Consider the following 23,478-nt stretch of genomic DNA (forward strand, 5'->3'; position numbering starts at 1 on the left):
GAGAACTCGGTGCATATACAGTCTATTATCCGTATTGTCGGCATTTTGGTGATGTGTTTCTCACTCACCATGTTAGCGCCTGCGCTGATCGCCTTGTTGTATGGCGACGGTGGCGGCAGTGCCTTTGTGGAAACCTTTTTTATCACCCTTGCCGTCGGGGCACTGTTGTGGTGGGCGACACACAGCCACAAACATGAGTTGCGTTCGCGGGAAGGATTCCTGATCGTGGTGCTGTTCTGGGTGGTGCTGGGCAGTGTCGGGGCATTGCCGTTTTTGCTGTTCGACCACCCGCAGCTGAACGTAGCAAATGCGTTTTTTGAATCTTTTTCAGGGCTCACCACCACCGGTGCAACGGTGATTGTCGGGTTGGACGATTTGCCGAAAGCGATCCTGTTTTACCGCCAAATGCTGCAATGGCTTGGCGGCATGGGGATTATTGTGTTAGCGGTGGCGATTATTCCATTGCTCGGCATCGGCGGCATGCAGCTGTATCGTGCCGAAATGCCGGGGCCGCTGAAAGAACAAAAAATGCGGCCACGAATTGCTGAAACCGCGAAGGCGTTATGGGTGATTTATTCCACATTGACGTTGTTATGCGCACTGGCGTATTGGTTGGCAGGCATGGACGTGTTCGACGCTATCAGCCACAGCTTTTCCACGATTTCGATTGGCGGCTTCTCCACCCACGATGCCAGTATGGGCTATTTCGACAGCACCACGATTAATGTGATCGCTGCGGTCTTTCTGTTTATTTCTGGCTGTAACTTTGCATTGCACTTCTCCGCCTATTTCGAACTGGGCAGAAGCAATATTTTTAAACTGTATTTCACCGATCCGGAATTTAAGGCGTTTTTGTTGATTCAATTGGTGTTGGTGGCGGTTTGCACCGTCAGCTTGATTGGATACGGGCATTTTGCCAATAGCGGCGAAGCGTTGGAACACGCGCTGTTCCAATCGGTTTCGATTTCAACCACCGCCGGTTTCACCACCTCGTCTTTCGACAGTTGGCCTTCTTTTCTGCCGATGATGTTGCTGATGACCTCGTTTATCGGCGGCTGTGCCGGCTCGACCGGCGGCGGCTTAAAAGTGATTCGGGTGTTGTTGCTGGTGGTGCAGGGCAAACGCGAGATGAACCGCTTGGTGCACCCGAACATCGTGCAGCCGATCAAGTTGGGCGATCGAGTGCTGTCGGAGCGCGTGATCCAAGGAATTTGGGCGTTTTTCTCCGCTTATTTACTGATTTTTATGCTGTGTTTGTTGGCAGTTATTGCTTGCGGAGTGGACAGTTTCGATGCCTTTAACACCGTGGTAGCGTGCTTAAATAATCTCGGTCCGGGCTTGGGCAGTATCAGCAGTAATTTTGTTGGGATCCCCGACAGTGCAAAATGGATTCTGACCTTTGCAATGGTTTGCGGACGGTTAGAAGTATTCACCTTGCTAGTGCTGTTCACTCCGGCATTTTGGAAAAGTTAAAGTATAAGATAACATAATGAAAATATTAATTATTTATTCAAGCACCGACGGGCAGACCCAAAAAATCGCTGTGGCGATCGCTTCAGAACTGCAAACCCAACAGCCAAGTGCGGTGGTGGATTTGCGTCCGTTAGCGCAAGCTGAAAGTGTGGTGCTGGCGGATTATGACAAGGTGATCATCGGCGCTTCAATCCGCTACGGGCATTTCAACCGCACTTTAGAGCCGTATATCAACCGCCATGCAGACGAATTGAACAGTAAAAAAACTGCCTTTTACGCCGTCAACCTCACTGCCCGCAAAGCGGATAAAAACACACCGCAAACCAATGTCTATACCCGCAAATTCCTGCAACGCATCAACTGGCAACCGACCCAAAGTGCGGTTTTCGCCGGTGCCTTGCGCTACCCACGCTACGGCTTTTTCGATCGTTTTATGATCCGTCTAATTATGAAAATCACCGGCGGCGAAACCGACACCAGTAAAGAAGTCGAATACACCGACTGGCAAAAAGTGTCGAAATTTACGAAAGGGTTTGGGGAGAGTTAGTGTTGTAAGTTACAAACCGCACTTGGCTATTCGCTGTTGTTTGGATATTCAACTATCGGCTTTCGCCGAAGGCGACTTCTTTTTTTTTGCTCTGTTTCGCTTGTTGCGAATTTCTACGTTCGATTTGTAAACTCGCTACGCTCAAACACGACAAATCGAACTTGAAATTTACCGAAACCGCTCAACGCAAAATGATGGGGAATTAAAACCCAACGCACCGCACGTTATCTCATTTAATACCGCTAAACTAAGAGTGAAAGATCCGTAGGATAGGCTTGCCAGCCCACCATTTCAAACAGTATTGTTACATGGTGGGCTGGCAAGCCCACCCTACAGTTTCTATCAAATTTAGATATCATTCATTAATAGATAAAAATCAAAGTGCGGTGCGTCGTGTTTTCATTTTCCCCTTATGAACTGCCTGAGCGGGCGAATTAAAAATTTTCCGTTAAGCAAATTCACACTAAGCGAAGATCAGCAGTTCAATAGGGGCGCTTTTCTTTTGCCTTCTTTTCTTTGGCGAAGCAAAGAAAAGAATGGTCGCCGTTAGGCGAAATGCGGTATCGAATATAAAAGGAAGTCGCCTTCGGCGAAACTCGATAGTAATTAAACAAACTGCCGAAAATAGTCAGCGTGCGGCTTGTGTTGGGCTATAGCTAAGAACTCATCGGCAACAACAACTCAATCTGTCGGATCACATCCTCAACTTGAATCTGCTGCATCAAATCTTTGCCTTTGGCGCGGGTTGCCCACGGAAGCTCGGAGGAAGGTTTGCCGTATTGCGCCTGAATATTTTGCTCATACACCGACACCACATTGGCAAGATTGTTGTAAGGCGCGGTGCGCAGCGGATTATGGATCGCATATAGCCCGATCACCGGCGTGCCTTGAGTGGTCGCCATGTGCGCCGGGCCGGAATCAGGGGAAATTAACAGATCCACCTTGCCGATTAGCGCAATCAACTGTAACAAACTGGTTTTGCCGACCACATTTTGCACCGCTACACCGCACTTTTGCTCGATCTCGGCGGCGACTGCCACTTCACGTGCGGCGGGCGAACCGGCAAGGATCACGTTGATATTGCGTTGTGCCGCATAGCGCACCACTGCGGCATAACCCTCTACCGTCCAATCTTTTTCCGCTTTGCTGGAACACGGGCAAATCAACAGATTTTGACGCTGCGGATCAAGCAAACCGGCGGCAAATTGCCGATCAGAATCACTTAACGGAATATCCCAACTCGGTGCGCTCGGCGGCACACCGATTTCCGCTGCGAATGCCAAAAATCCGTCTAAAACGTGCGGCTTGCTCGGTTCACTGATTTTGTGGTTAGTGAACAGCCACTGCCCTTCGCGCGCCCGTTTTTTGCCGAAACCGATTTTATATTTCGCCTTAATCCCTAGCGACAACAATGAAGCACGAAGTGCGGTTTGCATATTCAGCAACGCATCGAAACGTTCATTTCTCAACTTCTTCCAAATCGCCAACACCCCGTGCCAGCCCTGTTTTTTATCAAATACAATGGTCTTGATATTCGGCAATACGGAAACGATCTGCGCTTCGGTTTTGCCCACGATCCAGGTGCTCTCGCAATCGGGATAATGGCGCTGGATCTGCTGCACCATTGCAATCGCGTTGCAAACATCGCCGATCGCCGACAGGCGCAGGACACAGAGTTTTTTCGGTGCGGTGGTGAAAAGTGCGGTTTTTAACATAGTTTTACTGGTATTAAGTGATTTCTGATTGGGATTTGATTTATTCTAAAGTAAAATCGCAAAAGGATCATCAGCCACAATCAAAATGGAACGCCCATGTCGCAAATTCAACACGGAAACCACTATTTTTTGCTCAATCTCGACACCGAAATCGCGCCGCAGCAGCTGTTTGACATTCAGTTTTGGCAGCAGCAACAGCGGGTTGTCGGGCAGGCTAAAGGGCGTGGCATCACTTGGTTTTTGCGTGCCGATGATTTGGATATCGGCAAAAATTTAGCGCTGCGCCACTATTATCGCGGCGGCTGGTCGGCAAAATTTAACCGTGATCGCTATTTTGACCGCTCTTTAAAGAACAGTCGCAGTTTTGTGGAATTTGGTATGCTGCGCCGTTTGCACAAGGCGGGATTGCCAGTGCCGCAGCCGATTGCCGCCCGCACCATTAAAAAAGCGATTGGCTATCAGGCGGATATTTTGCTGGAACGAATCGAAAACGCCGTCGATTTAACCGCACTTTTGCAGCACGAAATCTTGTCGGAAAACCAATGGCAGGAAATCGGCGGGCTGATTCGCCAAATGCACGATCTACAGGTGTGCCACCGTGATCTGAATGCGCACAATATTTTATTACAACGGCAAAACGGGCAGCAAAAATTCTGGCTGATCGATTTCGACAAATGTACATTTTTAAGCGGCAACGACTGGAAGCAGGGCAATTTAGATCGTTTACACCGCTCTTTCATCAAGGAAATTGAACGAATGGGGATTCAATTCAGTGAGCAAAACGGGCGCGCCTTGCTCACCGGTTATCATTTTTAGCGACGAGCTTTTTGCTTCTCTTGCAATGCCTGATACACTGCTTCCGGCACCAGCGCACGGGTGTCACCGCCGTGCAAGCTGATTTCGCGGATCATGGTGGAGGAAACATACGACCAGCGATCCGACGGCGGGAAAAACAGGCTTTCGACACCGTTGGTCAGCAAGCGGTTTAAATGCGACAACTGCAATTCATATTCAAAATCCGCCACTGCGCGCACGCCTCGAATAATCGCTTTTACTTGGTGCTGTTTAATCAAATCCGCCAGCAAGCCGGAAAAGCCGATCACTTCCACATTTGGCAAATAGCTGACCGCCTGTTGCACCAGTTCGCTCCGCTCTTGCAAGCTAAACAACGGCTTTTTGCTAGGGCTTGCCGCCACCGCCACTATAATTTTCGGAAACAGCAACGCGCTGCGTTCAATAATATCTAAATGTCCGTTGGTGATCGGATCAAATGTGCCGGGGTAAATCACGGTGGTTTGCACAGTTGTTTGCATAATGAAATCCTGCTTATTTTTCAAGGTAAGGTTGCAATAATAACATCAGGCGATCTAGTGCGCCTCGGTTTTTGATTAAGACCTGATGCCCCGCCTGCCCGTAATCAGCAGCGCGCTGAGGTTCGGATAGCAGCTTGGCGACGGTATGCGCCAACTGTTCGCTCTGCGCATCAATTTCGATCACCCCTTGCACCGTTCGCAATTCCGAAAAAACCTCAGGGAAGTTGAATGTATGCTTGCCGGAAATGACCGGCAGCTTGAAGGCTAACGGCTCCAGCGGATTATGTCCGCCAATCGGCAACAGGCTGCCGCCGACAAACGCAATATCGCTGATGCCATACATCTGCATCAGCTCGCCCATACTGTCGATCAACATCACTTGGGTATCGGCTTGCGGTGGTTGTTGTGTCGAACGGCGATTTGCCGTGAGGTTAGATCTTTCAATCAATTCGTACACCGCTTGAAAGCGTTCCGGGTGGCGCGGCACTAACAGTAGCAATAAATTCGGATAGCTTTGCAACAAAGTGCGGTGCGCTTCGAGCGCGATTTCTTCCTCGCCTTGGTGAGTGCTAGCGGCAATCCACACTGGGCGCGGCGTCGGCAGCCACTGCTGGCGCAGGCTGTCAATTTGCTGCTGCAAAACCGCACTTAGGGTGAGATCATATTTTAAATTGCCGGTGATGCTGAGCTTCGATTGCTCATATCCCAAGCCCAGATAGCGACTGGCACTGGTGCTATCTTGTGCTGCAATCTGGCTGATTTCAGACAGCATTTGGCGGATCACTTTTTTCAATTTGCCGTAACGCCGCGCAGAGCGCGCCGATAAGCGCGCGTTGGCAATCACAAACGGAATATCACGCTTTGCCAGTCGATGAATCAAATTCGGCCACAGTTCAGTCTCTATCACCACGCAGAGTTTAGGCTGAACAAAACGCAAAAATCGCTCCATTGCGGTTGGGGTGTCGTAAGGTAGATAAGCATGGCTGACTTTATCACCGAATGCGGATTTTACCCGCTCCGAGCCGGTCGGGGTGACGGTGGTTAGGGTGATCGCCAAATGCGGATATTGGGTTAAAATCGCATTCACCAACGGACGCGCCGCCAACACTTCACCCACCGACGCGGCATGGATTAACACCCCGCCCGCTTGTGGCTTGACCGCACTTTTGCCATAACAGGCATAGCGCTCGTGCAAACGCTGACGATATGCCGGCGCTTTGCGGCTGCGATAGAGCGTAAACAGCAGCACGAAGGGTTGGATGAGATACAGCAACAGACTATAACAGTAGAGAATCATCAAGATCACTTTTCTTTAATTGAGTTGCTTTGAATTATACCCTATTCTCAACTTCTGTTAATATATGGCAACTAATATCTCAATTTAAGGATTTCCCATGTCAAAACCTACGCTTGCCGTTGCGTTGATCGTCAAAAATGAAGCCAAGCATCTTGCCGCCTGCTTAGACACCGTGAAAGGCTGGGTTGATGAAATTGTCATTTTAGATTCCGGCAGTCAGGATCAAACCGAAGCGATCGCCCGCCGTTATACTGATAAATTCTATCAAAACCTTGATTGGCAAGGGTTCGGCAAGCAGCGCCAACTGGCACAGCAATATGTCAGCAGCGATTATGTACTGTGGCTAGATGCCGATGAACGCATCACGCCGGAATTACAAGCCGCCATTCAACAAGCGGTATCGGCGCACCAAGCAAATACCTTATATCAAATCGGACGCTGTAGCGAAGTTTTCGGACGCGAAATCTGCCATTCCGGTTGGTATCCGGATTGGGTGACCCGTCTGTACCGCACTTCGGACACCCAATATAACGATTCGTTGGTACATGAGAAAATTATCGAACCAACCGGATTTCAGATTGAAAAATTAAACGGTGATTTGTTGCATTACACCTATGAAAATTTGCATCATTATCTGACCAAATCCGCCTTTTACGCCCAAGCCTGGGCGCAACAACGCCAGCAAGCGGGGAAAAGCGCCAGCTTACTGCAAGGTGTCAGCCATGCGTTCAGTTGTTTTTTCAAAATGTACCTGCTGAAAGCCGGTTTTTTAGATGGGAAACAAGGATTTCTATTAGCGGTGTTATCGGCACATTCGACTTTTGTTAAATATGCCGATTTATGGATTCGAACCAATACGCAAACAAAAAATTAGTCCGTTTGCCAGTGTTGACGCACAAAAGGCACAACGCCGGCAACCACTTCCTCAGCTGAAATTTGCGCCATTTCGCTCGCTTCATCATTGCCGGTCGGCGGCGTAAACGCCAAATGGCGATCCGGCTGATTAATCGGCTGCCAACGTAGCGCTTTCGCAGAACGCTTGCTTGGGAAAAAGCCAACCGTTAAGCCGTTTAACGCAGCACAAAGATGTAGTGGGCCGGTTGAACCGGCGACAAACAGATCGGCACACGCCAAAGAGCGGGCAAAATCGACTAATCCGTCGTTTTCAGCATAAACCTTCACAACTTCTGCGCTCAACCCGGTTAATTTTCGCAACTGCTCGGCTTTTTCTTTTTCCCCCGGTCCCGCAGTCAACACCACCTGACAAGCCAGTTGCCCGACCAAGCCTTGAATAATATCCGCATATTGGCGCAGGTTTAAATTATTTGCCGAACCGCCGGTTCCCGCGTGTACAAAAATCCATTTTTGGGCTTGCGATAAACCAAGCAGCTGCGCTAATTTTTGCTTTTGTTGTGCCAATTCGGAAGGTGAAAATTGTAAATATGGCGCTTGTGACTCAAGTGCGGTTATTTTTTGATCGCGTAAAAATGCCCGAATCAAATCCAGATTATATTGAAACTCCGGCTTCAATGAGCGAGAGCGCCGCTGTTTAACCCGCTTATTATATAGAAATTGAATAATTTTCGTCGCTGGTGCCAAACGGTAAGGAATCCGCGCTTTCCACATTAATAACGCGTTATAGCGATCGGAAAATAAGTTGATTACTGCGTCAAACTTCTGTGCACGGATAGCTTGTAAGGTTTCATTTTGTGCGGCTTTCGTGTTGTTTTTGCCAGCATCGATGAACACCTCATCAATATAAGGACAAGCCCGCGCCAATTCAGCAGTGTATGTGGGCACAAGTGCGGTGATCTGATAATCCGGCGCCGATTGCTTTAACATCGCAAAACTCGGCCACGCCAACATAAAATCCCCTAACTTATCATTCCGGACGACTAAAATTTTTTTCATGGTAAAATCCGACTTACTAAAATACACCCTATTATGATAACAAAAACCCCGCAATGCGGGGTTTTTCAAATCTAAAACAAGTTATTTTGCTTCGACTTTACTTTTGAGCTGCTGAATGCCTTGTGCTGCTTCCATTAGCTTTTGAGTCGCTTGCTGTTGTAATGTGACCAGTTCTTGCTGCTGTTCGGCAGTCGGTGGAGTTACAACATAAGTGGCAGAATCCGTCATTAACTTAATGAAATCATCAAAACCGGTAGCAAATTTGTCTTTCAACCCTTTCGCTTCAGCCGTTTTGATATTTAATGCGTTAACGCTCTCTTTAATAGATTTATATTTATCCGCAATTTTGTTAAAAATAACCGCTTGTTCCTCAGGAGTCGCCGCACTCATTAACTCCGATTGTAACTGTTGGATTTCAGCCAAATTACCGTTTTGCTCGGTAGCAGCATCAAAGGCTTGTAAATCTGCTTTCAAATCTGCATTTTTGTCACCACAAGCAACAACAGCCAACGCTACAAAAATAAAAGCAAAAAATTGGTAAAAACGTTTCATTGGATAATTCCTCATAAAATAATCATATATCTCTTATCATACCTGATAAGAGTCAAGCTAGTTTACGACCTTTGTTCCTTCAGGTAAAGTAATTGTCAGTTAATCGGCGGAATAATACAGTTTGCCAATTTCGATTTTTTGTCTGCCACTGGCTTCACGCCACTTGTTGGTGTCTCTCAACGAATAGACGCAGCCGCAATATTCCTGCTGGTAGAAATGTTCACGTTTGCTGATTTCAATCATGCGCTGTGAACCGCCGCCTTTGCGCCAATTATAGTCCCAGTATTCCACATCTTCATATTTTTCCGTCGCACGGTGTCCGCAGCCGTTGATTTGGTTCATGTCTTTCCAGCGGGAAATCCCAAGACAACTGGTGAACACCGGAAAGCCGTTTTGATGGGCGTATTCTGCCGCTTTTTCAAAGCGCATATCAAAACACATGGTGCAGCGAATGCCACGCTCCGGCTCATCTTCCATGCCTTTCGCACGATCAAACCAGTTTTGGCGATCGTAATCGGCGTCAATAAACGGAATATTGAATTTTTCGGCAAAGCGAATATTTTCCTCTTTGCGAATCAAATATTCCTTTAGTGGGTGAATATTCGGGTTGTAAAAATAGATGGTAAATTCAATGCCGGAGGCTAGGATCGCTTCCATCACTTCACCGGAACAAGGGGCGCAGCAAGAGTGTAGCAGCAGTTTGTTGTGTCCGTTCGGCAGTGACAAATTCGGGCGCATGAACGGCGCTTTCTCTTTTTGCTTGCGACGTTTGGCGCGTACCGATTCGAAGTGCGGTTCGGCATTGTTTGGTGTTACCGCACTTGGGGCGGTGGCGTTTAATTCAGTCATAATTTTGTTTCTTTCTATAGTGCAACGGGCGGATATATCATCCGCCCCTACATTCATTAAAATATTTACGTTATTGATTCCAATGGCGTATTAACTATTTCTATCCACCGATAAATATGCCAACGCAATCAAGGCTTGTTTATAGTCGCTGTCTGCCAGTGGCGCCAACGCATCAACCGCTTTTTGTGCTTCTTCACGGGCTTTTTGCATTGCGTAGTCCAACGAGCCGTGTTGCTGCATCGCGGCAAGCACGTGTGCGAGCTGATCGCGCCCGTTGCCTTGTTCTATCACTTTACGGATCAGCTGTTGTTGTTCAGGATCGCCGTGCTGCATGGCGTGCAATAACGGTAGCGTTGGTTTGCCTTCGGCCAGATCGTCACCGAGATTTTTGCCTAATGCCTGTTGATCAGCGCTGTAATCCAATACATCATCGACCAATTGAAACGCCGTGCCAAGATAGCGTCCGTAATCCAGCATCGCTTGCTCAATGGTTTCGTCCGCTTGAGTCACAATCGCTGCGCACTGGGTTGCCGCTTCAAACAGGCGTGCGGTTTTGCTGTAGATCACCTGCATATAGCTCTGTTCGGTAGTGTTGGGATCGTTACAATTCATCAATTGCAACACTTCCCCTTCCGCAATCACATTGGTGGCATCAGACATAATCTTCAGGATCTTTAATGAATCCAGTGAAGTCATTAACTGAAATGCACGGGTATAAATAAAATCACCGACCAGCACACTGGCGGCATTGCCAAACAGCGCATTGGCGGTCTCTTTGCCGCGACGCATATCCGATTCGTCCACCACATCATCGTGCAACAGTGTGGCGGTGTGGATAAACTCGATAAAGGTGGCTGCGGTGATATGTGCTTTGCCTTGATAACCGAGCGCCCTTGCCGCCAGCACTGCGATCATCGGGCGGATCCGTTTGCCGCCACCGCCGATAATATAATGCCCGAGTTGATTGATCAGCACCACATCAGCGCTCATCTGTGCCAGAATCAATTCATTGACCTTGCCCATATCGTCGGCGCAAAGTGCTTGGATCTTTTTAAGATCAAACGCTATTTGTTGTCCCGTCATGCTCTCAAACTTGTTAGATTACGATTGTTTAAGGACTGATTGTACCTGAATTTTGATCATATCTAAATATGATTTCCATAATCAATTTTGGTAAGGATCAAATTTTTTAGTCTGATCCGAAATAGTTGCTTGCTATCGGCGGAATTTTTGCGTAAAATCCGCACCCTATTTATATGAATTTTGATTGTGCCAGATTCAGTAAACAGCATTTGTTTATTCGGCACATATTTTTAGCGGAGTTTTTTTCTATGTACGCGGTTTTCCAAAGTGGCGGCAAACAACACAGAGTAAGCGAAGGTCAAGTAGTTCGTTTAGAAAAACTTGAAATCGCAACTGGTGAAACAGTTGAGTTCGATTCAGTGTTGATGGTTGTCAACGGTGAAGATATAAAAATTGGTGCCCCATTAGTTGATGGTGGTAAAGTAGTGGCTGAAGTAGTGGCTCATGGTCGTGGCGATAAAGTTAAAATCGTTAAGTTCCGTCGTCGTAAACACAGTCGTAAACAACAAGGTCATCGTCAGTGGTTCACAGAAGTGAAAATCACTGGTATCAGTGCCTAATTTAGAGGAGATCGAAAATGGCTCATAAAAAAGCTGGTGGTTCCACTCGCAACGGTCGTGACTCTGAAAGTAAACGTCTTGGTGTTAAACGCTTTGGCGGTGAATCAGTATTAGCCGGTAGCATTATTGTTCGTCAACGTGGTACTAAATTCCACGCTGGTAGCAACGTAGGTATCGGTCGCGATCACACTCTGTTTGCAACTGCAAACGGTAAAGTTAAATTTGAAGTGAAAGGCGACAAAAATCGCAAATACGTAAGTATCATCGCTGACTAATTTAATTCAGAGTTGAAGAACCCCGCACTTTAAACAAGGCGGGGTTTTTTATTGTCGCTGAAGCAGGTAGAATATCTTCATCATTCCCAACAGTATAAGGTCTCGTATGAAACAAACGATCCGCCCGCTCAGCGGCTTTTTCTTCGCCTTAACCACCGCCATTTTATGGGGGACGGTTCCGCTGGCGTTGAAACCGATTGTGCAAGTTATGAGTATCAGCAGCATTGTTTGGTATCGCTTCGCTGCGGCGGCAGTCGGTTTGTTGTTGATTCTGGGCTTTTTGGGGAAATTACCGAAAATATCACTGTTATTCAGCCCGCGGTTTCGTTGGCTGATTGTGGTCGGGGTGCTGTGTTTAGGCGGCAACTTTCTGTTGTTTAATACGTCGTTAAGTTATTTGGATCCTGCCGTCACACAAGTGATTGCCCAGGTTTCACCGTTTATGATGATGATCGCAAGTGCGGTTTTTCTAAAAGAAGTGATCGGCACTACGCAAAAAATCGGCGCAGGGTTGCTGATTATCGGGTTGTTGCTATTTTTTAACGAACGACTGGCAGAGCTGTTCACCAGCATGACCGAATACACGATTGGCGTGTTGTTGAGCCTGTCGGCGGCAGTGGTTTGGGTTGGTTATGGCTTGGCACAAAAATTGATGTTGCGCCGTTTTAATTCGCAGCAGATTTTGCTGGTGTTTTATGCCGGTTCAGCCTTGTTGTTTACCCCGACGGTGGAGATCGGCAGCGTTGCACGTTTGCCGCTGCTGGAGCTGTGTTGTTTGGCGTATTGTTGTTTAAATACCTTGGTCGCATACGGCGCGTATGGTGAAGCGATCAATCGCTGGGATGTTTCCAAAGTGAGCGCGATTATCACCCTGACACCGCTGTTTACGATTCTGTTTTCAGAAATCGCACATCTGGTGGCGCCGCAAGCTTTTGCGCTGCCGGATTTGAATCTGCTTTCGTATCTTGGCGCGTTGGTTGTGGTAACCGGCGCGCTGTGTTCGGCTATCGGACACAAATTTTTATTTCGCCGCGCGGCTCGTTAAGCGGTGAACAGGAGAAAAAATGAAATTTATTGATGAAGCGTTAATTCGCATTGAAGCCGGCGACGGCGGCAACGGCTGTGTCAGTTTCCGCCGTGAAAAATACATTCCGAAAGGTGGCCCGGACGGCGGCGACGGCGGCGACGGCGGCGATGTGTATCTGATTGCCGATGAAAATTTAAATACCTTAATTGACTACCGCTTTGAAAAGCGTTTTGCCGCCGAGCGCGGTGAAAACGGACGCAGTGCAAACTGCACCGGGCATCGCGGAAAAGACATTACCCTGCGCGTTCCGGTCGGTACGCGCGCGATTGATAACGACACTCAAGAGATCGTCGGCGATCTGACCCAACACGGCATGAAAATGCTGGTGGCGAAAGGCGGCTATCACGGCTTGGGCAATACCCGTTTCAAATCCTCGATTAATCGCACCCCGCGCCAAAAAACCAACGGCACTGCCGGTGAAAAACGTGATTTACAACTGGAATTGATGCTGCTTGCCGATGTGGGTATGTTAGGTTTACCAAATGCCGGTAAATCTACCTTTATTCGAGCGGTGTCCGCCGCCAAACCGAAAGTGGCGGACTACCCGTTCACCACCTTGGTGCCAAGTCTTGGTGTGGCGCGGGTTGATGCAAATCGCAGCTTTGTGATCGCCGATATTCCCGGGCTGATTGAAGGGGCATCTGACGGTGCTGGCTTGGGGATTCGCTTCCTGAAACATTTGGAACGCTGTCGCGTGCTGATTCACTTGGTGGATATTGAACCGATTGATCAAAGCGATCCGGCGGATAATATTGTGATTATCGAATCCGAACTGTTCCAATACAGCGAAAATCTGGCGGAAAAACCGCGCTGGCTGGTATTCAACAAAATCGACACCATGAGCGATGAACAAGCGCAAGAAAAAGCCGCTGAGATTGTCGAGCGTTTAGGTTGGGAAGATGATTACTATCTGATCTCAGCTGTCACCGGCAAAAATGTGAAAGAGCTGTGCCGTGATATTATGCAGTTTATTGAAGATAATCCGCGTGAAGTGGAACAAGCCGAACCGCAAGCCGAAGAAGTAAAATTCAAGTGGGACGACTATCATCAGCAACAAATTGCCGCTCACAGCGATGATGACGATGATTGGGATGACGACTGGTCTGAGGAAGACGAGGAAGGCGTGGAAACCATCTACAAACCTTAATTTGTTTCGACTGACGAAAAATAAAACCGCACTTTGGATTTTAAATCTAAAGTGCGGTTTGTTTTTAGCTGACTAGTTAAAAATTGATGTGATCACCAACACCCAAATAATGCTGCTTAACGGCCCGAACAGCCCAATTGAGACCCCACCAAGGCGAAATTCCGATTGTTTGATTAACCCGGTGCTGAACGCAATCGCATTCGGCGGAGTGGAAACCGGCAGTAGCAAGGCGCAAGAGGCGCTCAACGCGATCACTAACGGCAGGACTGCCGGGCTGAAATCCCCGCTGGAAATGCTCATCAGCGACAATGCAATCGGCACTAAAATTGTGGTGGCGGCAGTGTTACTCATAAAATTGGAAAGGGTGACGGTCACAAAACCGAACAGCAGCATCAGCAAATAGAAATTAATCTGTACATGGCTGAGTTGGCTTACAAAGTGGCTCGCCAATTCCTGCTCTTGAATCGCCATGCCGAGCGCTAAGCCGCCGGCGACCAGCATTAAAGTATCCCAGGGTAATTTCCGCACATCATCGGCATCTAACACACCAAGCATGGTCAGTGCGACAATCGGAATCCCGGAAACCGCTGCAATCGGAATACCGAACCATTTTGAAGTCAGCCAGAAGAACAGAGTGACGGCAAGCACCGTGATCATAATGATTTTTTGTATCCGTAGCTCTTTACTGACAAAATGATCCGTACTTTCCGCTTCCTCGGCGTGCAAAGCAAAATCAATCTCCATATCTTCACGCCCAATACGATAGCGGCGCAGCAAGATTTTCCAGAACAGATAAATCAAGACTGCCGCAATCGGCGCCCCGATAATCATCCATTCCAAAAACGAAATTTGAATCCCGATGCCTTCCAACGCGCCGACCGCAATCGCATTTGGCGCCGAACCGATAATGGTGCCCATGCCGCCGATCGATGCCGCCGTCGGAATCCCAAGCAATAACGCTTTGGAAAAATTGGATTTTTTATCCAGTGAAGCGAAAATCGGGCTGACCGTAGCGATCATCATCGCGGTGGTGGCGGTGTTACTCATCAGCATTGAAATCACTGCCGTGGTGCCCATCAGCCCCAACAAGATAAAGTGCGGTTTTTTGCCAAACTTCGGCAACAACTGTTTTAGCAACGCTTCGTCGAGCTTGGTTTTTTTCATGCCTTCCGCCAGAAAAAAGCCGCCGAGGAACAGCCAAATTACCCCGTCAGACCAAGTTTGCACATAACGCATTGCGTGCTGGCTTTCGTCGGTTCCCATCACGACCACCAGATAACCTATTACCAGTATCCCAACCGAAAACGGCGGAATCGCTTCGGTGATCCACAGCGCAATCGCCATAAACAACAACAGCAACACCAGATTCTGTGTCCGCGTAAAACTTGGATCAGACAAAAGATACATCATGCCTAAACCAAAAAGAATGGAAAGAATAAATTGAAGCACCCGGCTTTGTCGTGCTAAAGCAATCGGGTGAAGCGTCAACTTTTTAAGCGAATAATAACGAGAATCCGGCATAGTTTATTTCCCTAAAGTAAATCGGTAATAGCATTCTAGAGGGAAAAAATCATTTTAGCCAAATGATATGAAGCTAAATTGTTAGTTATCTCACAGATTATTTCTTGTGATAACAATTAGATATTGAAATGTTAACTGATTCTTTACAAAAATCACTCGGAATGATAACCTTCAATAGATCATGACACAAAATAAAAAACCTTCTGCAAATTCATGCGGAAGGTTTCTCGAATCACGGTAATTGTCGAAATTATTTAGTGACAACCACGTCAACTGCAGCCGGGCCGCGTTGTGAATCTTGAACGGTGAATTCAACTTTGTCGCCTTCTTCCAGTGTTCTGTAGTTAGTGCCTACGATGCCGGAGAAGTGAACGAATAAATCTTTGCTGCCGTCAGCAGGCGTGATGAAGCCGAAGCCTTTAGTTGAGTTAAACCATTTTACGGTGCCGGTTAATTTAGACATGATGTCATCCTTACTATATCAATTTAATTTGTTTGCTTAGTGCAAAGGTGTTTGCTAGTGACTTGAACTTAGATAGAGATTGGTATTCAAAGACTTTCAGGAAAACAAAATAAATTTGTATTAAAGGAAGTACTACAAATATCGAACTTAAATAAACTGTCGTTTAGCTGGAACGGATTAGAACACGATTACGCCGACAGTACAAGCAATTTCGCAGTTTAATTTCGCAATCTTAGAAATAATCATGGCACGCCCTACAGGATTCGAACCTGTGACCTACGGCTTAGAAGGCCGTTGCTCTATCCAGCTGAGCTAAGGGCGCATTGAATAGTTGGATATGTTCAGGGAAAAGAGAAGTGGTCGGCGAGATAGGATTTGAACCTACGACCCACTGGTCCCAAACCAGTTGCGCTACCAAGCTGCGCTACTCGCCGACAAGTAGCGTGCATTATAAGAGCCTAAATTTTTTCGTCAATCATTTTTTGCTTTTTTTAGTTTAGTCGTTTATTTTTTAACGGATTCAGACTTACAATAACCGCACTTTTCTGCCAAAATAACGCTTTGCCAAAGATTAGTTTCTTACTTGCACTGATTAAAAGGACGATTCATGTCAGCTCAAATTATTTCCGGCACACAAATTGCCAAGCAGATTAAAACCGAAGTTGCTGAAAAAATAGCCCAACGCCTCGCCGACGGGAAACGTGCTCCCGGTCTTGCGGTGGTTTTGGTCGGGGCTGATCCTGCCTCACAAGTGTATGTCGGCAGCAAACGCAAAAGCTGTGCTGAATTGGGGATCAACTCCCAATCTTATGACTTACCTGCAGAAACCAGTGAGCAAGAATTATTGCAGCTGATCGATCAACTGAATGCCGATGACAGCATTGACGGCATTTTGGTGCAATTGCCACTGCCGGCGCAAATTGATTCAACCAAGGTGATCGAGCGCATTACTCCGAGTAAAGACGTGGACGGCTTCCATCCGTACAATGTCGGGCGCTTGTGCCAGCGCATTCCGACGCTACGCGCCTGCACGCCTTACGGCATCATTAAATTGTTACAAACCACCGATATTGATCTCTACGGACAACACGCGGTGGTGGTTGGTGCGTCCAATATTGTCGGTCGCCCGATGGCGCTGGAATTATTGCTTGCCGGCTGCACCGTCACCGTGACCCATCGCTTCACCAAAGATTTGGAACAGCATGTTCGCCAAGCCGATATTTTAGTGGTTGCAGTCGGCAAACCGCACTTTATCCCCGGCAACTGGGTTAAACCGGGAGCGGTGGTGATTGATGTCGGTATTAACCGCACCGAAAACGGTTTAGTCGGCGACGTGGACTTTGACTCGGCAGCCGAAAAAGCCGGCTACATCACCCCGGTGCCGGGCGGCGTCGGCCCGATGACGGTCGCGATGCTGATGAGCAACACCTTATATGCTTGTGAGCATTATCACGCAAAATAGTGTATCCTAATACAGAAGCTCAAAACATCACACAGAGTTTCTATCTTTAACGTATTTTAAGGAGAAAACAATGGTTTTGAAAAAAAGTGCTTTATTTCTTGCAACTTGCGCTGTGCTATTAGCCGGTTGTTCAAGCAATGCCGACGATCAAATCGTGGTGAAAGATTACCAAGAGCCGGTGTTAAATGCCAAATGGGTGCAATACCAATGTGAAGCCGGAGTTGATCAACAACAAGCCGAAGCACGCTATCACTTCGGCGAAGCGACCGCTGTCGCTCAGGTGAAACTGGGTGAGGAAGTGCTGACATTAGATTACGACGGCGATAAATCCAATGCCGAAACCACGGTATTCAGCGTTGGAAACTATTCATGGTCAATCACCAACAAATTTGCCGGACAAAAACCGGAGTTGGAAGAAAATGGTTTCTTAACCGTTTCAAAAACCGATACCGTCAGCGGCACCACGGTTGAAGTGGAAGAAATCCTGAAAAAATCCTGCTTCCCGGTTAAAAAATAACTGAAATAATACGGCAAATTCGCCGTAAAAATGAAAAGTGCGGTATCAACTTCTGCTTGATACCGCACTTTTTGTTTACTGACGCTCAATCAGCCTTTGCGCCAAGTTGTTTCATTTGCACCGTCTTCCAATACGATGCCCATATTGTTCAGCTTATCACGTGCTTCGTCAGCCGCTGCCCAATTTTTATCAGCTCTTGCTTGATTGCGCTGTTGAATCAAGGCTTCAATTTCCGCCACTTCATCGTCATTCGATCCTGCTTGTAAGAAGGCTTCAGGCTGCTGTTGCAAAATGCCCAACACATCGCCTAACTCACGCAACCGTGCCGCCAGTCCGTCGGCTTGGCTCGGGTTGTCTTGTTTGGCTTTGTTGACCGCTCTTGCCAGTTCAAACAGCACCGAAAGCGCATTCGGCGTGTTGAAATCGTCGTCCATCGCCACTTTAAAGGCTTGCACAAATTCCTCGCCGCCTTCAGCCGCCACATTCGGATTAGTGTCTCGAAGTGCGGTGTATAAACGCTCAAGTGCGGTATGCGCCAAATTCAAGTTTTCATCGCTGTAATTCAGCTGGCTGCGGTAGTACGCGGTCAGCAGGAAATAGCGCACGCTTTCGCCGTGATAGTGTTTCAGCACCTCACGAATGGTGAAGAAATTACCGAGCGATTTCGACATTTTCTCTTTATCGACCATGATCATGCCGGAGTGCAGCCAATAGTTGACATAATTGTCGCCATGCGCACAGCAGGATTGTGCTATTTCATTTTCATGGTGAGGGAACATCAGATCCGAGCCGCCGCCATGAATATCAAAATGCGCGCCTAATTCTTTGTGGTTCATCGCCGAACATTCGATATGCCAGCCCGGACGCCCTTTGCCCCACGGGGAATCCCAGCTCGGCTCGTTCGGTTTCGACATTTTCCACAGTACGAAATCCATCGGGTTTTGTTTAATCGCGGAAATTTCAACCCGTGCGCCCGCTTGCAGTTGATCTAAATCTTGGCGTGATAACAAACCGTATTTGGCAAAACTCGGCACCGCAAACATCACATCGCCGTTATCGGCAACATAGGCGTGCCCGCGCCGGATCAGTTTTTCCACAATCGCAATAATTTCAGCGATATGCTGCGTAGCACGCGGCTCGCTGTTTGGCGCTTGAATATTTAAGGCGGCAAAATCTTGGTGCATTTCCGCCACCATGCGATCCACTAATTGATCGCAACTTTCGTTATTTTCCAGCGCACGTTTAATGATTTTATCGTCAACATCGGTGATGTTGCGCACATAATTCAGCGCATAGCCACTATAGCGTAGATAACGGGCGATCATGTCAAAACAAACGAATGTCCGTCCATGTCCGATATGGCAAAAATCGTACACCGTGACCCCACAGACATACATTCCGACTTTTCCCGGCTCGATTGGTGTGAACGTTTCTTTTTCTCGTTTTAAGGTATTATAAATTTTTAACATGATTTTGCTCTCTAAACCGCATTGGTAGCGATCCTGCTGTTTTTATGGAATAATAGCCGCCACTTTTATCACCGTTATAGGATATTTATTATGGTAACGTTACATACCAATTTTGGCGATATAAAAATCGCATTAAACACTGAAAAAGCCCCAATTACCAGCGAAAACTTTCTTAATTACTGCAAAAAAGGCTTTTATGACAACACCATTTTTCACCGTGTGATCGACGGCTTTATGATCCAAGGCGGTGGTATGGAAGCGGGTATGAGAGAAAAAGCCACCGACGCGCCGATTGAAAACGAAGCCGGCAACGGATTAAGCAATAAAAAAGGCACAATTGCGATGGCGCGCACCAGCGATCCGCATTCGGCAACGGCACAGTTTTTCATTAATGTGGCTGACAATAACTTCCTGGATTATCGTGGCAAAGAGATGTATGGTCGCCAAGTGGTACAAGAGTGGGGCTACGCAGTATTTGGTGAAGTGGTTGAAGGCATGGACGTAGTAGATAAAATTCGCAAAGTAAAAACCGGCAACAAAGGCTTTCACCAAGATGTACCGAACGAAGATGTGATTATTCAATCAGTCACGGTTGAGTAACCCTTTCTTCGCCGTATAAGCCGACGCAGGTCGGCTTTTTAATTTTTTGACGAGAGAACAAAGATGAAACGTTTTATTACTTTATTACTGCTAAGCGGCTTACTGACAGCGTGCAGCCTTGATGTGCCCTTTGTGCCGTTGATTTAGGCTATTACATAATTGCTGTTATTTGGCATCTCGGCTAAAAGTTCGTTTTATTTGCTCGTGGCATGATGATTCACATCAATTTTTTGAAAGAAATATTGCTTGTTTAAAATGATTTACTGAGACATAATAACCCGCGTTACCAATATGGTGCAATAATATTTATTATCATTAACAAGAAACTGGAACATTTATGAAAAAAATTATAACAGTAATTTCCCTGTCTTTATTATTGAGCGCTTGTTCACAACAAGCTTTTGTTATTAACAATCAAGCCATTTCTCCGGCTGTATTGAACAAATCCCAAAGCTTTTATGTTTACGGCGTGAACCAAACACAAACCATTTCCGCAGCCGAAGTGTGCGGCAGTGCGGACAAAGTGGCGAAAGTCGAGTCACAACTGACTTTCAAAAACTGGTTATTGGGAACATTAACCTTAGGCATCTATGCGCCGCGTGAAGCGCGCGTGTATTGCAATAGCTAAGTTGATGTAGCAAATAGGGAATGCGATCTTCGGATCGCATTTTTTATCCGCGCGGGTGAAATTGCTGGTGCAGTTTTTTTAACCGCTCTTTGGCGACGTGAGTATAAATTTGAGTAGTAGAGAGATCGCTATGCCCAAGCAGCATTTGCACCACCCGTAAATCCGCGCCGTGATTGACTAAATGGGTGGCGAACGCATGGCGCAAAACGTGCGGGGAAAGGGTGTTTTGGTCGATTTCAGCCAGCAACGCATAGTGTTTAATGCGATGCCAAAAAGTTTGTCGGGTCATCATTGTGCCGCGCAAGCTGGGGAACAGCACATCAGAAGTTTGTCCTTTGAGCAGCAGATGCCGTCCGTAGAGAACAAATTGTTCAATCCAGTATGCTGCTTCCTCACCGATCGGCACCAACCGCTCTTTGTTGCCTTTGCCGATCACCCGCACCACGCCTTGATTTAAACTTATGCTGTCTATGCTCAAGCTCACCAATTCGGTCACCCGCAAGCCGGTGGCATACAACAATTCCAACATCGCTTTGTCACGCAGTTCCAGCGGTTCGTCGGTTGCCGGTGCATTCAACAAATCGCTGACTTGCGCCTCGCTTAAATATTTCGGCAGACGTGAAGGCAGTTTCGGCGAGATTAAAAGTGCGGTCGGATCATCTGGGCGGTATTTTTCACGGTATAAATATTGAAACAGCTTACGCAACGCACTCAACATTCGTGCCGAGCTGGTGGCTTTATAACCTTTGGCAAGCCGTTCGCCGAGAAAGGTTTGCAGATCGATATTGTCCAGCTGCAACAAACTGAGCTGTTGTGTTTTGAGCCAAGTGCAAAGTGCGGTCAAATCCAAACGATAAGACGCCACCGTATTTTCAGACAAGCCTTTTTCCAACCACAGCTCGTTTAAAAACAGATCAATCAGCATATTATCGTTCATTTTGCGCTCACTTTGTGCCGGTATAACCTAAAAATAGGGCGGATATCCAATCCGCCACTTTTTGTCAAACGATGAACCGTCAGTTCGATTAGTCTTCGCCCCAAACTTCTTTGGCGATCTCTTCGACTAACCGCATTTCGCCCATTGCTGCTCTTCGCTCATAATGTTGCCTTCCTCGGTGGAAGCAAAGCCGCATTGCGGGCTTAACGCCAGTTGTTCCAACGGCACATATTGCGCAGCTTGGGCGATACGATCTTTGATTAGTTGTTTGTCTTCCAATTCCGGGAATTTAGAGGTGATCAAGCCCAGCACCACACACCCTTTGTTGCCTTTGAAGTGCTGCAACGGCTCGAAACCGCCGGAGCGTTCGTTGTCATATTCTAAGAAATAGCCGTCAAAAGTGGTTTGCCCAAACAGCTCTTTCGCAATCGGATCGTAAGCTCCGTTCAACATATACGTGGATTTATAGTTGCCACGGCAAACGTGGGTGGTGATTGCCATGTCCGCCGGTTTTTTCGCTAATACCGCTTGCACGTTGGCTAACGCAATCGCTTTATTTTGTTCGAAATCATCGGCGTTCGGATCGTTACACAGATGTCCCCAATACACATCATCAAACTGCAAATAGCGGCAACCGGCTTCATAAAACGCCAACATCGCATCAATATATGCCTGTTGCACGTCTTTCGCCAACTCTTCTTTAGTGGCATAAATTTCCGGATTAAACACATTTTTGTGCATTAACTGGTTCGGGCTTGGAATAGTAAACTTCACCACCGCACGACCGGCAACGATCTTATTCAGCGATTTAAAATGTTCGATAAACGGGTGATCGTTGTTCCATGACACTTTGCCGCAGTTGCGGATATTATAGCGGCGCACTTGCACGCCGTGGAATTGATACGCTTGTTCCGGCTCGTAGCCTTCAATGCCGTTCAAGCCTTCCAAAAAGTCGATATGCCACCATGAACGGCGAAACTCCCCGTCGGTGACCACTTGAATACCGGCATTTAACTGATCTTCCACCAGTTTCGCCACTTCCTGCTCTTCAAGTGCGGTCAGCTGCTCACGGCTGATGTTACCGGCGTTAAAATCAGCACGCGCCTGCTTCCAAGCCGCAGTACGCAGATAGCTGCCGACCGTATCGGCGTGTAAAGGTAAAGTTTGCTGTGTCATGGTTTCCCCCAAGTTATCGTCTTTTAAATTGAAAATAGTACAGCGTCAGGCTCGCTTGCTGTACTATTTGTACTATCTTCGCTCGCCTTCCTTGTCCTATTCCCAATTTATTTGACTATACATTCATTAAATACAAAAATCTTGATAATCTTCCGGATCGACTTGCTGCAAAAACTGCTTAGTGCGTTCATGTTGCGGGCGGCTGAAAAAGGTTTTTGCCTCGCCCTGCTCCACGATTTTGCCTTGATCAATAAAAATTACTCTGTCCGCCACCTCTTGTGCGAAACGAATTTCGTGGGTGACGATCACCATCGTCCAGCCCTCTTTGGCAAGCAGTTTCAAGGTTTGCAACACTTCATTCACCAATTCGGGATCCAATGCCGATGTCGGTTCATCAAGCAGAATCACTTCCGGCTGCACCGCTAACGCCCGTGCAATCCCGACTCGCTGCTGCTGTCCGCCGGAAAGTTGTGACGGATAATGATCCAGTTTATCGCCTAATCCGACTTTTTCCAGTAAATTTTTTGCTTCTTGTCGCGCCTGTGCAGGATCTTTTTTCTGCACAATTACCAGCCCTTCCATCACATTCTCAATCGCAGTACGGTGAGGAAACAGATTGTGCTGCTGAAACACCATCGCAGTGCGGCGGCGCAGTTGCAGAATTTGCTGTTTGCTGATTTTTTGCGAAAAATCGATCTGCAAAGTGCGGTCGCTGAACGCCAGAGTGCCTTGATCCGGCGTTTCCAACAGATTCAAACAGCGCAAAAAGGTGGTTTTGCCCGATCCCGAAGGCCCGAGAATGGCGATCACTTCGCCTTTTTCCACTCGCAAATCAATCCCTTTCAGAATTTGATTGCCGTGGAATTGTTTATGAATATCATTGACTTGTAACATCG

24 protein-coding genes, 2 tRNA genes and 1 pseudogene are annotated in these 23,478 nt (G+C 47.3%); 12 read left to right on the forward strand and 15 right to left on the reverse strand.

The annotated features are described in order from the left end of the window. The first annotated feature begins 9 nt into the window (after window positions 1-9). Together ACUHGC_RS04380 and hemG are read left to right on the forward strand one after the other, a co-directional pair. Complete coding sequence (locus ACUHGC_RS04380) at window positions 10-1,473, forward strand: TrkH family potassium uptake protein (protein WP_446834433.1); 1,464 nt, start codon at window positions 10-12, stop codon at window positions 1,471-1,473. A 16-nt stretch (window positions 1,474-1,489) separates the two neighbouring features. Then, entirely contained in the window at window positions 1,490-2,020 is a 531-nt protein-coding gene (hemG, locus tag ACUHGC_RS04385) for a menaquinone-dependent protoporphyrinogen IX dehydrogenase (protein WP_446834434.1), read from the forward strand. Window positions 2,021-2,676: 656 nt separating this feature from the next. Here hemG and ACUHGC_RS04390 read toward each other — a convergent pair. Further along, window positions 2,677-3,735 carry a glycosyltransferase family 9 protein gene (locus ACUHGC_RS04390; RefSeq protein WP_446834435.1) on the reverse strand — a complete coding sequence of 353 codons (1,059 nt, stop codon included), beginning with the start codon at window positions 3,733-3,735 and terminating at the stop codon, window positions 2,677-2,679. Between the two features lie 96 nt (window positions 3,736-3,831). Between ACUHGC_RS04390 and ACUHGC_RS04395 the strand changes: the two genes are divergently transcribed. After that, window positions 3,832-4,551: a 3-deoxy-D-manno-octulosonic acid kinase gene (locus ACUHGC_RS04395; protein ID WP_446834436.1), complete on the forward strand. Its 720-nt coding sequence runs from the start codon at window positions 3,832-3,834 to the stop codon at window positions 4,549-4,551. On the opposite strand, the gene coaD is transcribed toward ACUHGC_RS04395, so the two are convergent. Both coaD and waaA read right to left on the reverse strand, forming a co-directional pair. After that, window positions 4,548-5,048 carry a pantetheine-phosphate adenylyltransferase gene (gene coaD, locus ACUHGC_RS04400; RefSeq protein ID WP_446834437.1) on the reverse strand — a complete coding sequence of 167 codons (501 nt, stop codon included), beginning with the start codon at window positions 5,046-5,048 and terminating at the stop codon, window positions 4,548-4,550. The genes ACUHGC_RS04395 and coaD overlap by 4 nt on opposite strands. Before the next feature lie 13 nt (window positions 5,049-5,061). Beyond that, entirely contained in the window at window positions 5,062-6,345 is a 1,284-nt protein-coding gene (gene waaA, locus ACUHGC_RS04405) for a lipid IV(A) 3-deoxy-D-manno-octulosonic acid transferase (protein WP_446834835.1), read from the reverse strand. Between the two features lie 97 nt (window positions 6,346-6,442). Here waaA and ACUHGC_RS04410 point away from each other — a divergent pair, with 97 nt between their 5' ends. Further along, window positions 6,443-7,219, forward strand: coding sequence for a glycosyltransferase family 2 protein (locus tag ACUHGC_RS04410; protein WP_446834438.1), 777 nt, complete (start codon window positions 6,443-6,445; stop codon window positions 7,217-7,219). Here ACUHGC_RS04410 and ACUHGC_RS04415 read toward each other — a convergent pair. The 4 genes from ACUHGC_RS04415 to ispB all read right to left on the reverse strand — a co-directional run bounded on the left by ACUHGC_RS04415 (window position 7,216) and on the right by ispB (window position 10,740). Beyond that, a complete protein-coding gene (locus ACUHGC_RS04415; protein WP_446834439.1) occupies window positions 7,216-8,256 on the reverse strand; it encodes a glycosyltransferase family 9 protein in 1,041 nt (346 codons plus the stop codon). The genes ACUHGC_RS04410 and ACUHGC_RS04415 overlap by 4 nt on opposite strands. Window positions 8,257-8,337: 81 nt before the next feature. Continuing rightward, window positions 8,338-8,808, reverse strand: a complete 471-nt coding sequence (locus ACUHGC_RS04420) for a hypothetical protein (protein ID WP_446834440.1) — start codon at window positions 8,806-8,808, stop codon at window positions 8,338-8,340. Between the two features lie 99 nt (window positions 8,809-8,907). Further along, window positions 8,908-9,546, reverse strand: coding sequence for an epoxyqueuosine reductase QueH (locus tag ACUHGC_RS04425; protein ID WP_446834836.1), 639 nt, complete (start codon window positions 9,544-9,546; stop codon window positions 8,908-8,910). A 201-nt stretch (window positions 9,547-9,747) separates the two neighbouring features. Next, window positions 9,748-10,740, reverse strand: coding sequence for an octaprenyl diphosphate synthase (gene ispB, locus ACUHGC_RS04430; protein ID WP_446834441.1), 993 nt, complete (start codon window positions 10,738-10,740; stop codon window positions 9,748-9,750). Window positions 10,741-10,988: 248 nt separating this feature from the next. On the opposite strand from ispB, the gene rplU reads away from it, so the two are divergent. The 4 genes from rplU to cgtA all read left to right on the forward strand — a co-directional run bounded on the left by rplU (window position 10,989) and on the right by cgtA (window position 13,809). Further along, the gene (gene rplU / locus ACUHGC_RS04435; RefSeq protein ID WP_446834442.1) at window positions 10,989-11,300 is read left to right on the forward strand and encodes a 50S ribosomal protein L21; all 312 of its coding nucleotides are present in this window, start codon (window positions 10,989-10,991) and stop codon (window positions 11,298-11,300) included. A gap of 17 nt (window positions 11,301-11,317) precedes the next feature. Continuing rightward, window positions 11,318-11,575, forward strand: a complete 258-nt coding sequence (gene rpmA, locus ACUHGC_RS04440; RefSeq protein WP_034614873.1) for a 50S ribosomal protein L27 — start codon at window positions 11,318-11,320, stop codon at window positions 11,573-11,575. A 106-nt stretch (window positions 11,576-11,681) separates the two neighbouring features. Next, window positions 11,682-12,620 carry a DMT family transporter gene (locus ACUHGC_RS04445; RefSeq protein WP_446834443.1) on the forward strand — a complete coding sequence of 313 codons (939 nt, stop codon included), beginning with the start codon at window positions 11,682-11,684 and terminating at the stop codon, window positions 12,618-12,620. Between the two features lie 19 nt (window positions 12,621-12,639). Continuing rightward, window positions 12,640-13,809: an Obg family GTPase CgtA gene (gene cgtA / locus ACUHGC_RS04450; protein WP_446834444.1), complete on the forward strand. Its 1,170-nt coding sequence runs from the start codon at window positions 12,640-12,642 to the stop codon at window positions 13,807-13,809. A gap of 72 nt (window positions 13,810-13,881) precedes the next feature. Here the strand turns inward: cgtA and ACUHGC_RS04455 are convergent, their stop codons facing one another. From ACUHGC_RS04455 to ACUHGC_RS04470, 4 genes are all read right to left on the reverse strand, one after another. Further along, entirely contained in the window at window positions 13,882-15,219 is a 1,338-nt protein-coding gene (locus ACUHGC_RS04455) for an SLC13 family permease (protein WP_446834837.1), read from the reverse strand. 361 nt (window positions 15,220-15,580) lie between these two features. Continuing rightward, window positions 15,581-15,793, reverse strand: a complete 213-nt coding sequence (cspE, locus tag ACUHGC_RS04460) for a transcription antiterminator/RNA stability regulator CspE (protein ID WP_446834445.1) — start codon at window positions 15,791-15,793, stop codon at window positions 15,581-15,583. Window positions 15,794-16,038: 245 nt separating this feature from the next. After that, window positions 16,039-16,115: transfer RNA gene (locus ACUHGC_RS04465), tRNA-Arg, on the reverse strand. A gap of 35 nt (window positions 16,116-16,150) precedes the next feature. Next, window positions 16,151-16,227 (reverse strand) — tRNA-Pro (locus ACUHGC_RS04470). Window positions 16,228-16,400: 173 nt separating this feature from the next. On the opposite strand from ACUHGC_RS04470, the gene folD reads away from it, so the two are divergent. Both folD and ACUHGC_RS04480 read left to right on the forward strand, forming a co-directional pair. Then, window positions 16,401-17,255 carry a bifunctional methylenetetrahydrofolate dehydrogenase/methenyltetrahydrofolate cyclohydrolase FolD gene (gene folD, locus ACUHGC_RS04475; RefSeq protein WP_446834446.1) on the forward strand — a complete coding sequence of 285 codons (855 nt, stop codon included), beginning with the start codon at window positions 16,401-16,403 and terminating at the stop codon, window positions 17,253-17,255. 70 nt (window positions 17,256-17,325) lie between these two features. Beyond that, window positions 17,326-17,772, forward strand: a complete 447-nt coding sequence (locus ACUHGC_RS04480; protein WP_446834447.1) for a hypothetical protein — start codon at window positions 17,326-17,328, stop codon at window positions 17,770-17,772. A gap of 89 nt (window positions 17,773-17,861) precedes the next feature. Here ACUHGC_RS04480 and cysS read toward each other — a convergent pair whose 3' ends face one another. Then, window positions 17,862-19,241 carry a cysteine--tRNA ligase gene (cysS, locus tag ACUHGC_RS04485; protein ID WP_446834448.1) on the reverse strand — a complete coding sequence of 460 codons (1,380 nt, stop codon included), beginning with the start codon at window positions 19,239-19,241 and terminating at the stop codon, window positions 17,862-17,864. Between the two features lie 90 nt (window positions 19,242-19,331). Here cysS and ACUHGC_RS04490 point away from each other — a divergent pair, with 90 nt between their 5' ends. Both ACUHGC_RS04490 and ACUHGC_RS04495 read left to right on the forward strand, forming a co-directional pair. After that, window positions 19,332-19,841, forward strand: coding sequence for a peptidylprolyl isomerase (locus tag ACUHGC_RS04490; protein ID WP_446834449.1), 510 nt, complete (start codon window positions 19,332-19,334; stop codon window positions 19,839-19,841). A gap of 337 nt (window positions 19,842-20,178) precedes the next feature. After that, on the forward strand, window positions 20,179-20,469 hold the full coding sequence (locus ACUHGC_RS04495) for a Bor family protein (protein ID WP_446834450.1): 291 nt from the start codon (window positions 20,179-20,181) through the stop codon (window positions 20,467-20,469). 43 nt (window positions 20,470-20,512) lie between these two features. Here the strand turns inward: ACUHGC_RS04495 and xerD are convergent, their stop codons facing one another. The 3 genes and pseudogenes from xerD to ACUHGC_RS04510 all read right to left on the reverse strand — a co-directional run bounded on the left by xerD (window position 20,513) and on the right by ACUHGC_RS04510 (window position 23,476). Further along, a complete protein-coding gene (gene xerD / locus ACUHGC_RS04500; RefSeq protein ID WP_446834451.1) occupies window positions 20,513-21,406 on the reverse strand; it encodes a site-specific tyrosine recombinase XerD in 894 nt (297 codons plus the stop codon). A gap of 88 nt (window positions 21,407-21,494) precedes the next feature. Next, a pseudogene (locus ACUHGC_RS04505) lies at window positions 21,495-22,582 on the reverse strand (5-methyltetrahydropteroyltriglutamate--homocysteine S-methyltransferase). 126 nt (window positions 22,583-22,708) lie between these two features. Next, entirely contained in the window at window positions 22,709-23,476 is a 768-nt protein-coding gene (locus ACUHGC_RS04510; protein WP_446834452.1) for an amino acid ABC transporter ATP-binding protein, read from the reverse strand. Window positions 23,477-23,478: the final 2 nt, after the last annotated feature.

The sequence above is a fragment of the Testudinibacter sp. P27/CKL/0425 genome, from assembly GCF_052931395.1.

Coding starts and splice junctions, on each gene's coding strand:
- cspE (WP_446834445.1), bottom strand. CDS start 15,793: ATGTCTAAATTAACCGGCACCGTAAAATGGTTTAACTCAACTAAAGGC.
- ACUHGC_RS04455 (WP_446834837.1), bottom strand. CDS start 15,219: ATGATGTATCTTTTGTCTGATCCAAGTTTTACGCGGACACAGAATCTG.
- waaA (WP_446834835.1), bottom strand. CDS start 6,345: ATGATTCTCTACTGTTATAGTCTGTTGCTGTATCTCATCCAACCCTTC.
- ACUHGC_RS04420 (WP_446834440.1), bottom strand. CDS start 8,808: ATGAAACGTTTTTACCAATTTTTTGCTTTTATTTTTGTAGCGTTGGCT.
- rplU (WP_446834442.1), top strand. CDS start 10,989: ATGTACGCGGTTTTCCAAAGTGGCGGCAAACAACACAGAGTAAGCGAA.
- ACUHGC_RS04490 (WP_446834449.1), top strand. CDS start 19,332: ATGGTAACGTTACATACCAATTTTGGCGATATAAAAATCGCATTAAAC.
- folD (WP_446834446.1), top strand. CDS start 16,401: ATGTCAGCTCAAATTATTTCCGGCACACAAATTGCCAAGCAGATTAAA.
- ACUHGC_RS04410 (WP_446834438.1), top strand. CDS start 6,443: ATGTCAAAACCTACGCTTGCCGTTGCGTTGATCGTCAAAAATGAAGCC.
- coaD (WP_446834437.1), bottom strand. CDS start 5,048: ATGCAAACAACTGTGCAAACCACCGTGATTTACCCCGGCACATTTGAT.
- ACUHGC_RS04415 (WP_446834439.1), bottom strand. CDS start 8,256: ATGAAAAAAATTTTAGTCGTCCGGAATGATAAGTTAGGGGATTTTATG.
- cysS (WP_446834448.1), bottom strand. CDS start 19,241: ATGTTAAAAATTTATAATACCTTAAAACGAGAAAAAGAAACGTTCACA.
- xerD (WP_446834451.1), bottom strand. CDS start 21,406: ATGAACGATAATATGCTGATTGATCTGTTTTTAAACGAGCTGTGGTTG.
- cgtA (WP_446834444.1), top strand. CDS start 12,640: ATGAAATTTATTGATGAAGCGTTAATTCGCATTGAAGCCGGCGACGGC.
- hemG (WP_446834434.1), top strand. CDS start 1,490: ATGAAAATATTAATTATTTATTCAAGCACCGACGGGCAGACCCAAAAA.
- ACUHGC_RS04480 (WP_446834447.1), top strand. CDS start 17,326: ATGGTTTTGAAAAAAAGTGCTTTATTTCTTGCAACTTGCGCTGTGCTA.
- ACUHGC_RS04425 (WP_446834836.1), bottom strand. CDS start 9,546: ATGCGCCCGAATTTGTCACTGCCGAACGGACACAACAAACTGCTGCTA.
- ACUHGC_RS04395 (WP_446834436.1), top strand. CDS start 3,832: ATGTCGCAAATTCAACACGGAAACCACTATTTTTTGCTCAATCTCGAC.
- rpmA (WP_034614873.1), top strand. CDS start 11,318: ATGGCTCATAAAAAAGCTGGTGGTTCCACTCGCAACGGTCGTGACTCT.
- ACUHGC_RS04495 (WP_446834450.1), top strand. CDS start 20,179: ATGAAAAAAATTATAACAGTAATTTCCCTGTCTTTATTATTGAGCGCT.
- ACUHGC_RS04510 (WP_446834452.1), bottom strand. CDS start 23,476: ATGTTACAAGTCAATGATATTCATAAACAATTCCACGGCAATCAAATT.
- ACUHGC_RS04390 (WP_446834435.1), bottom strand. CDS start 3,735: ATGTTAAAAACCGCACTTTTCACCACCGCACCGAAAAAACTCTGTGTC.
- ispB (WP_446834441.1), bottom strand. CDS start 10,740: ATGACGGGACAACAAATAGCGTTTGATCTTAAAAAGATCCAAGCACTT.
- ACUHGC_RS04445 (WP_446834443.1), top strand. CDS start 11,682: ATGAAACAAACGATCCGCCCGCTCAGCGGCTTTTTCTTCGCCTTAACC.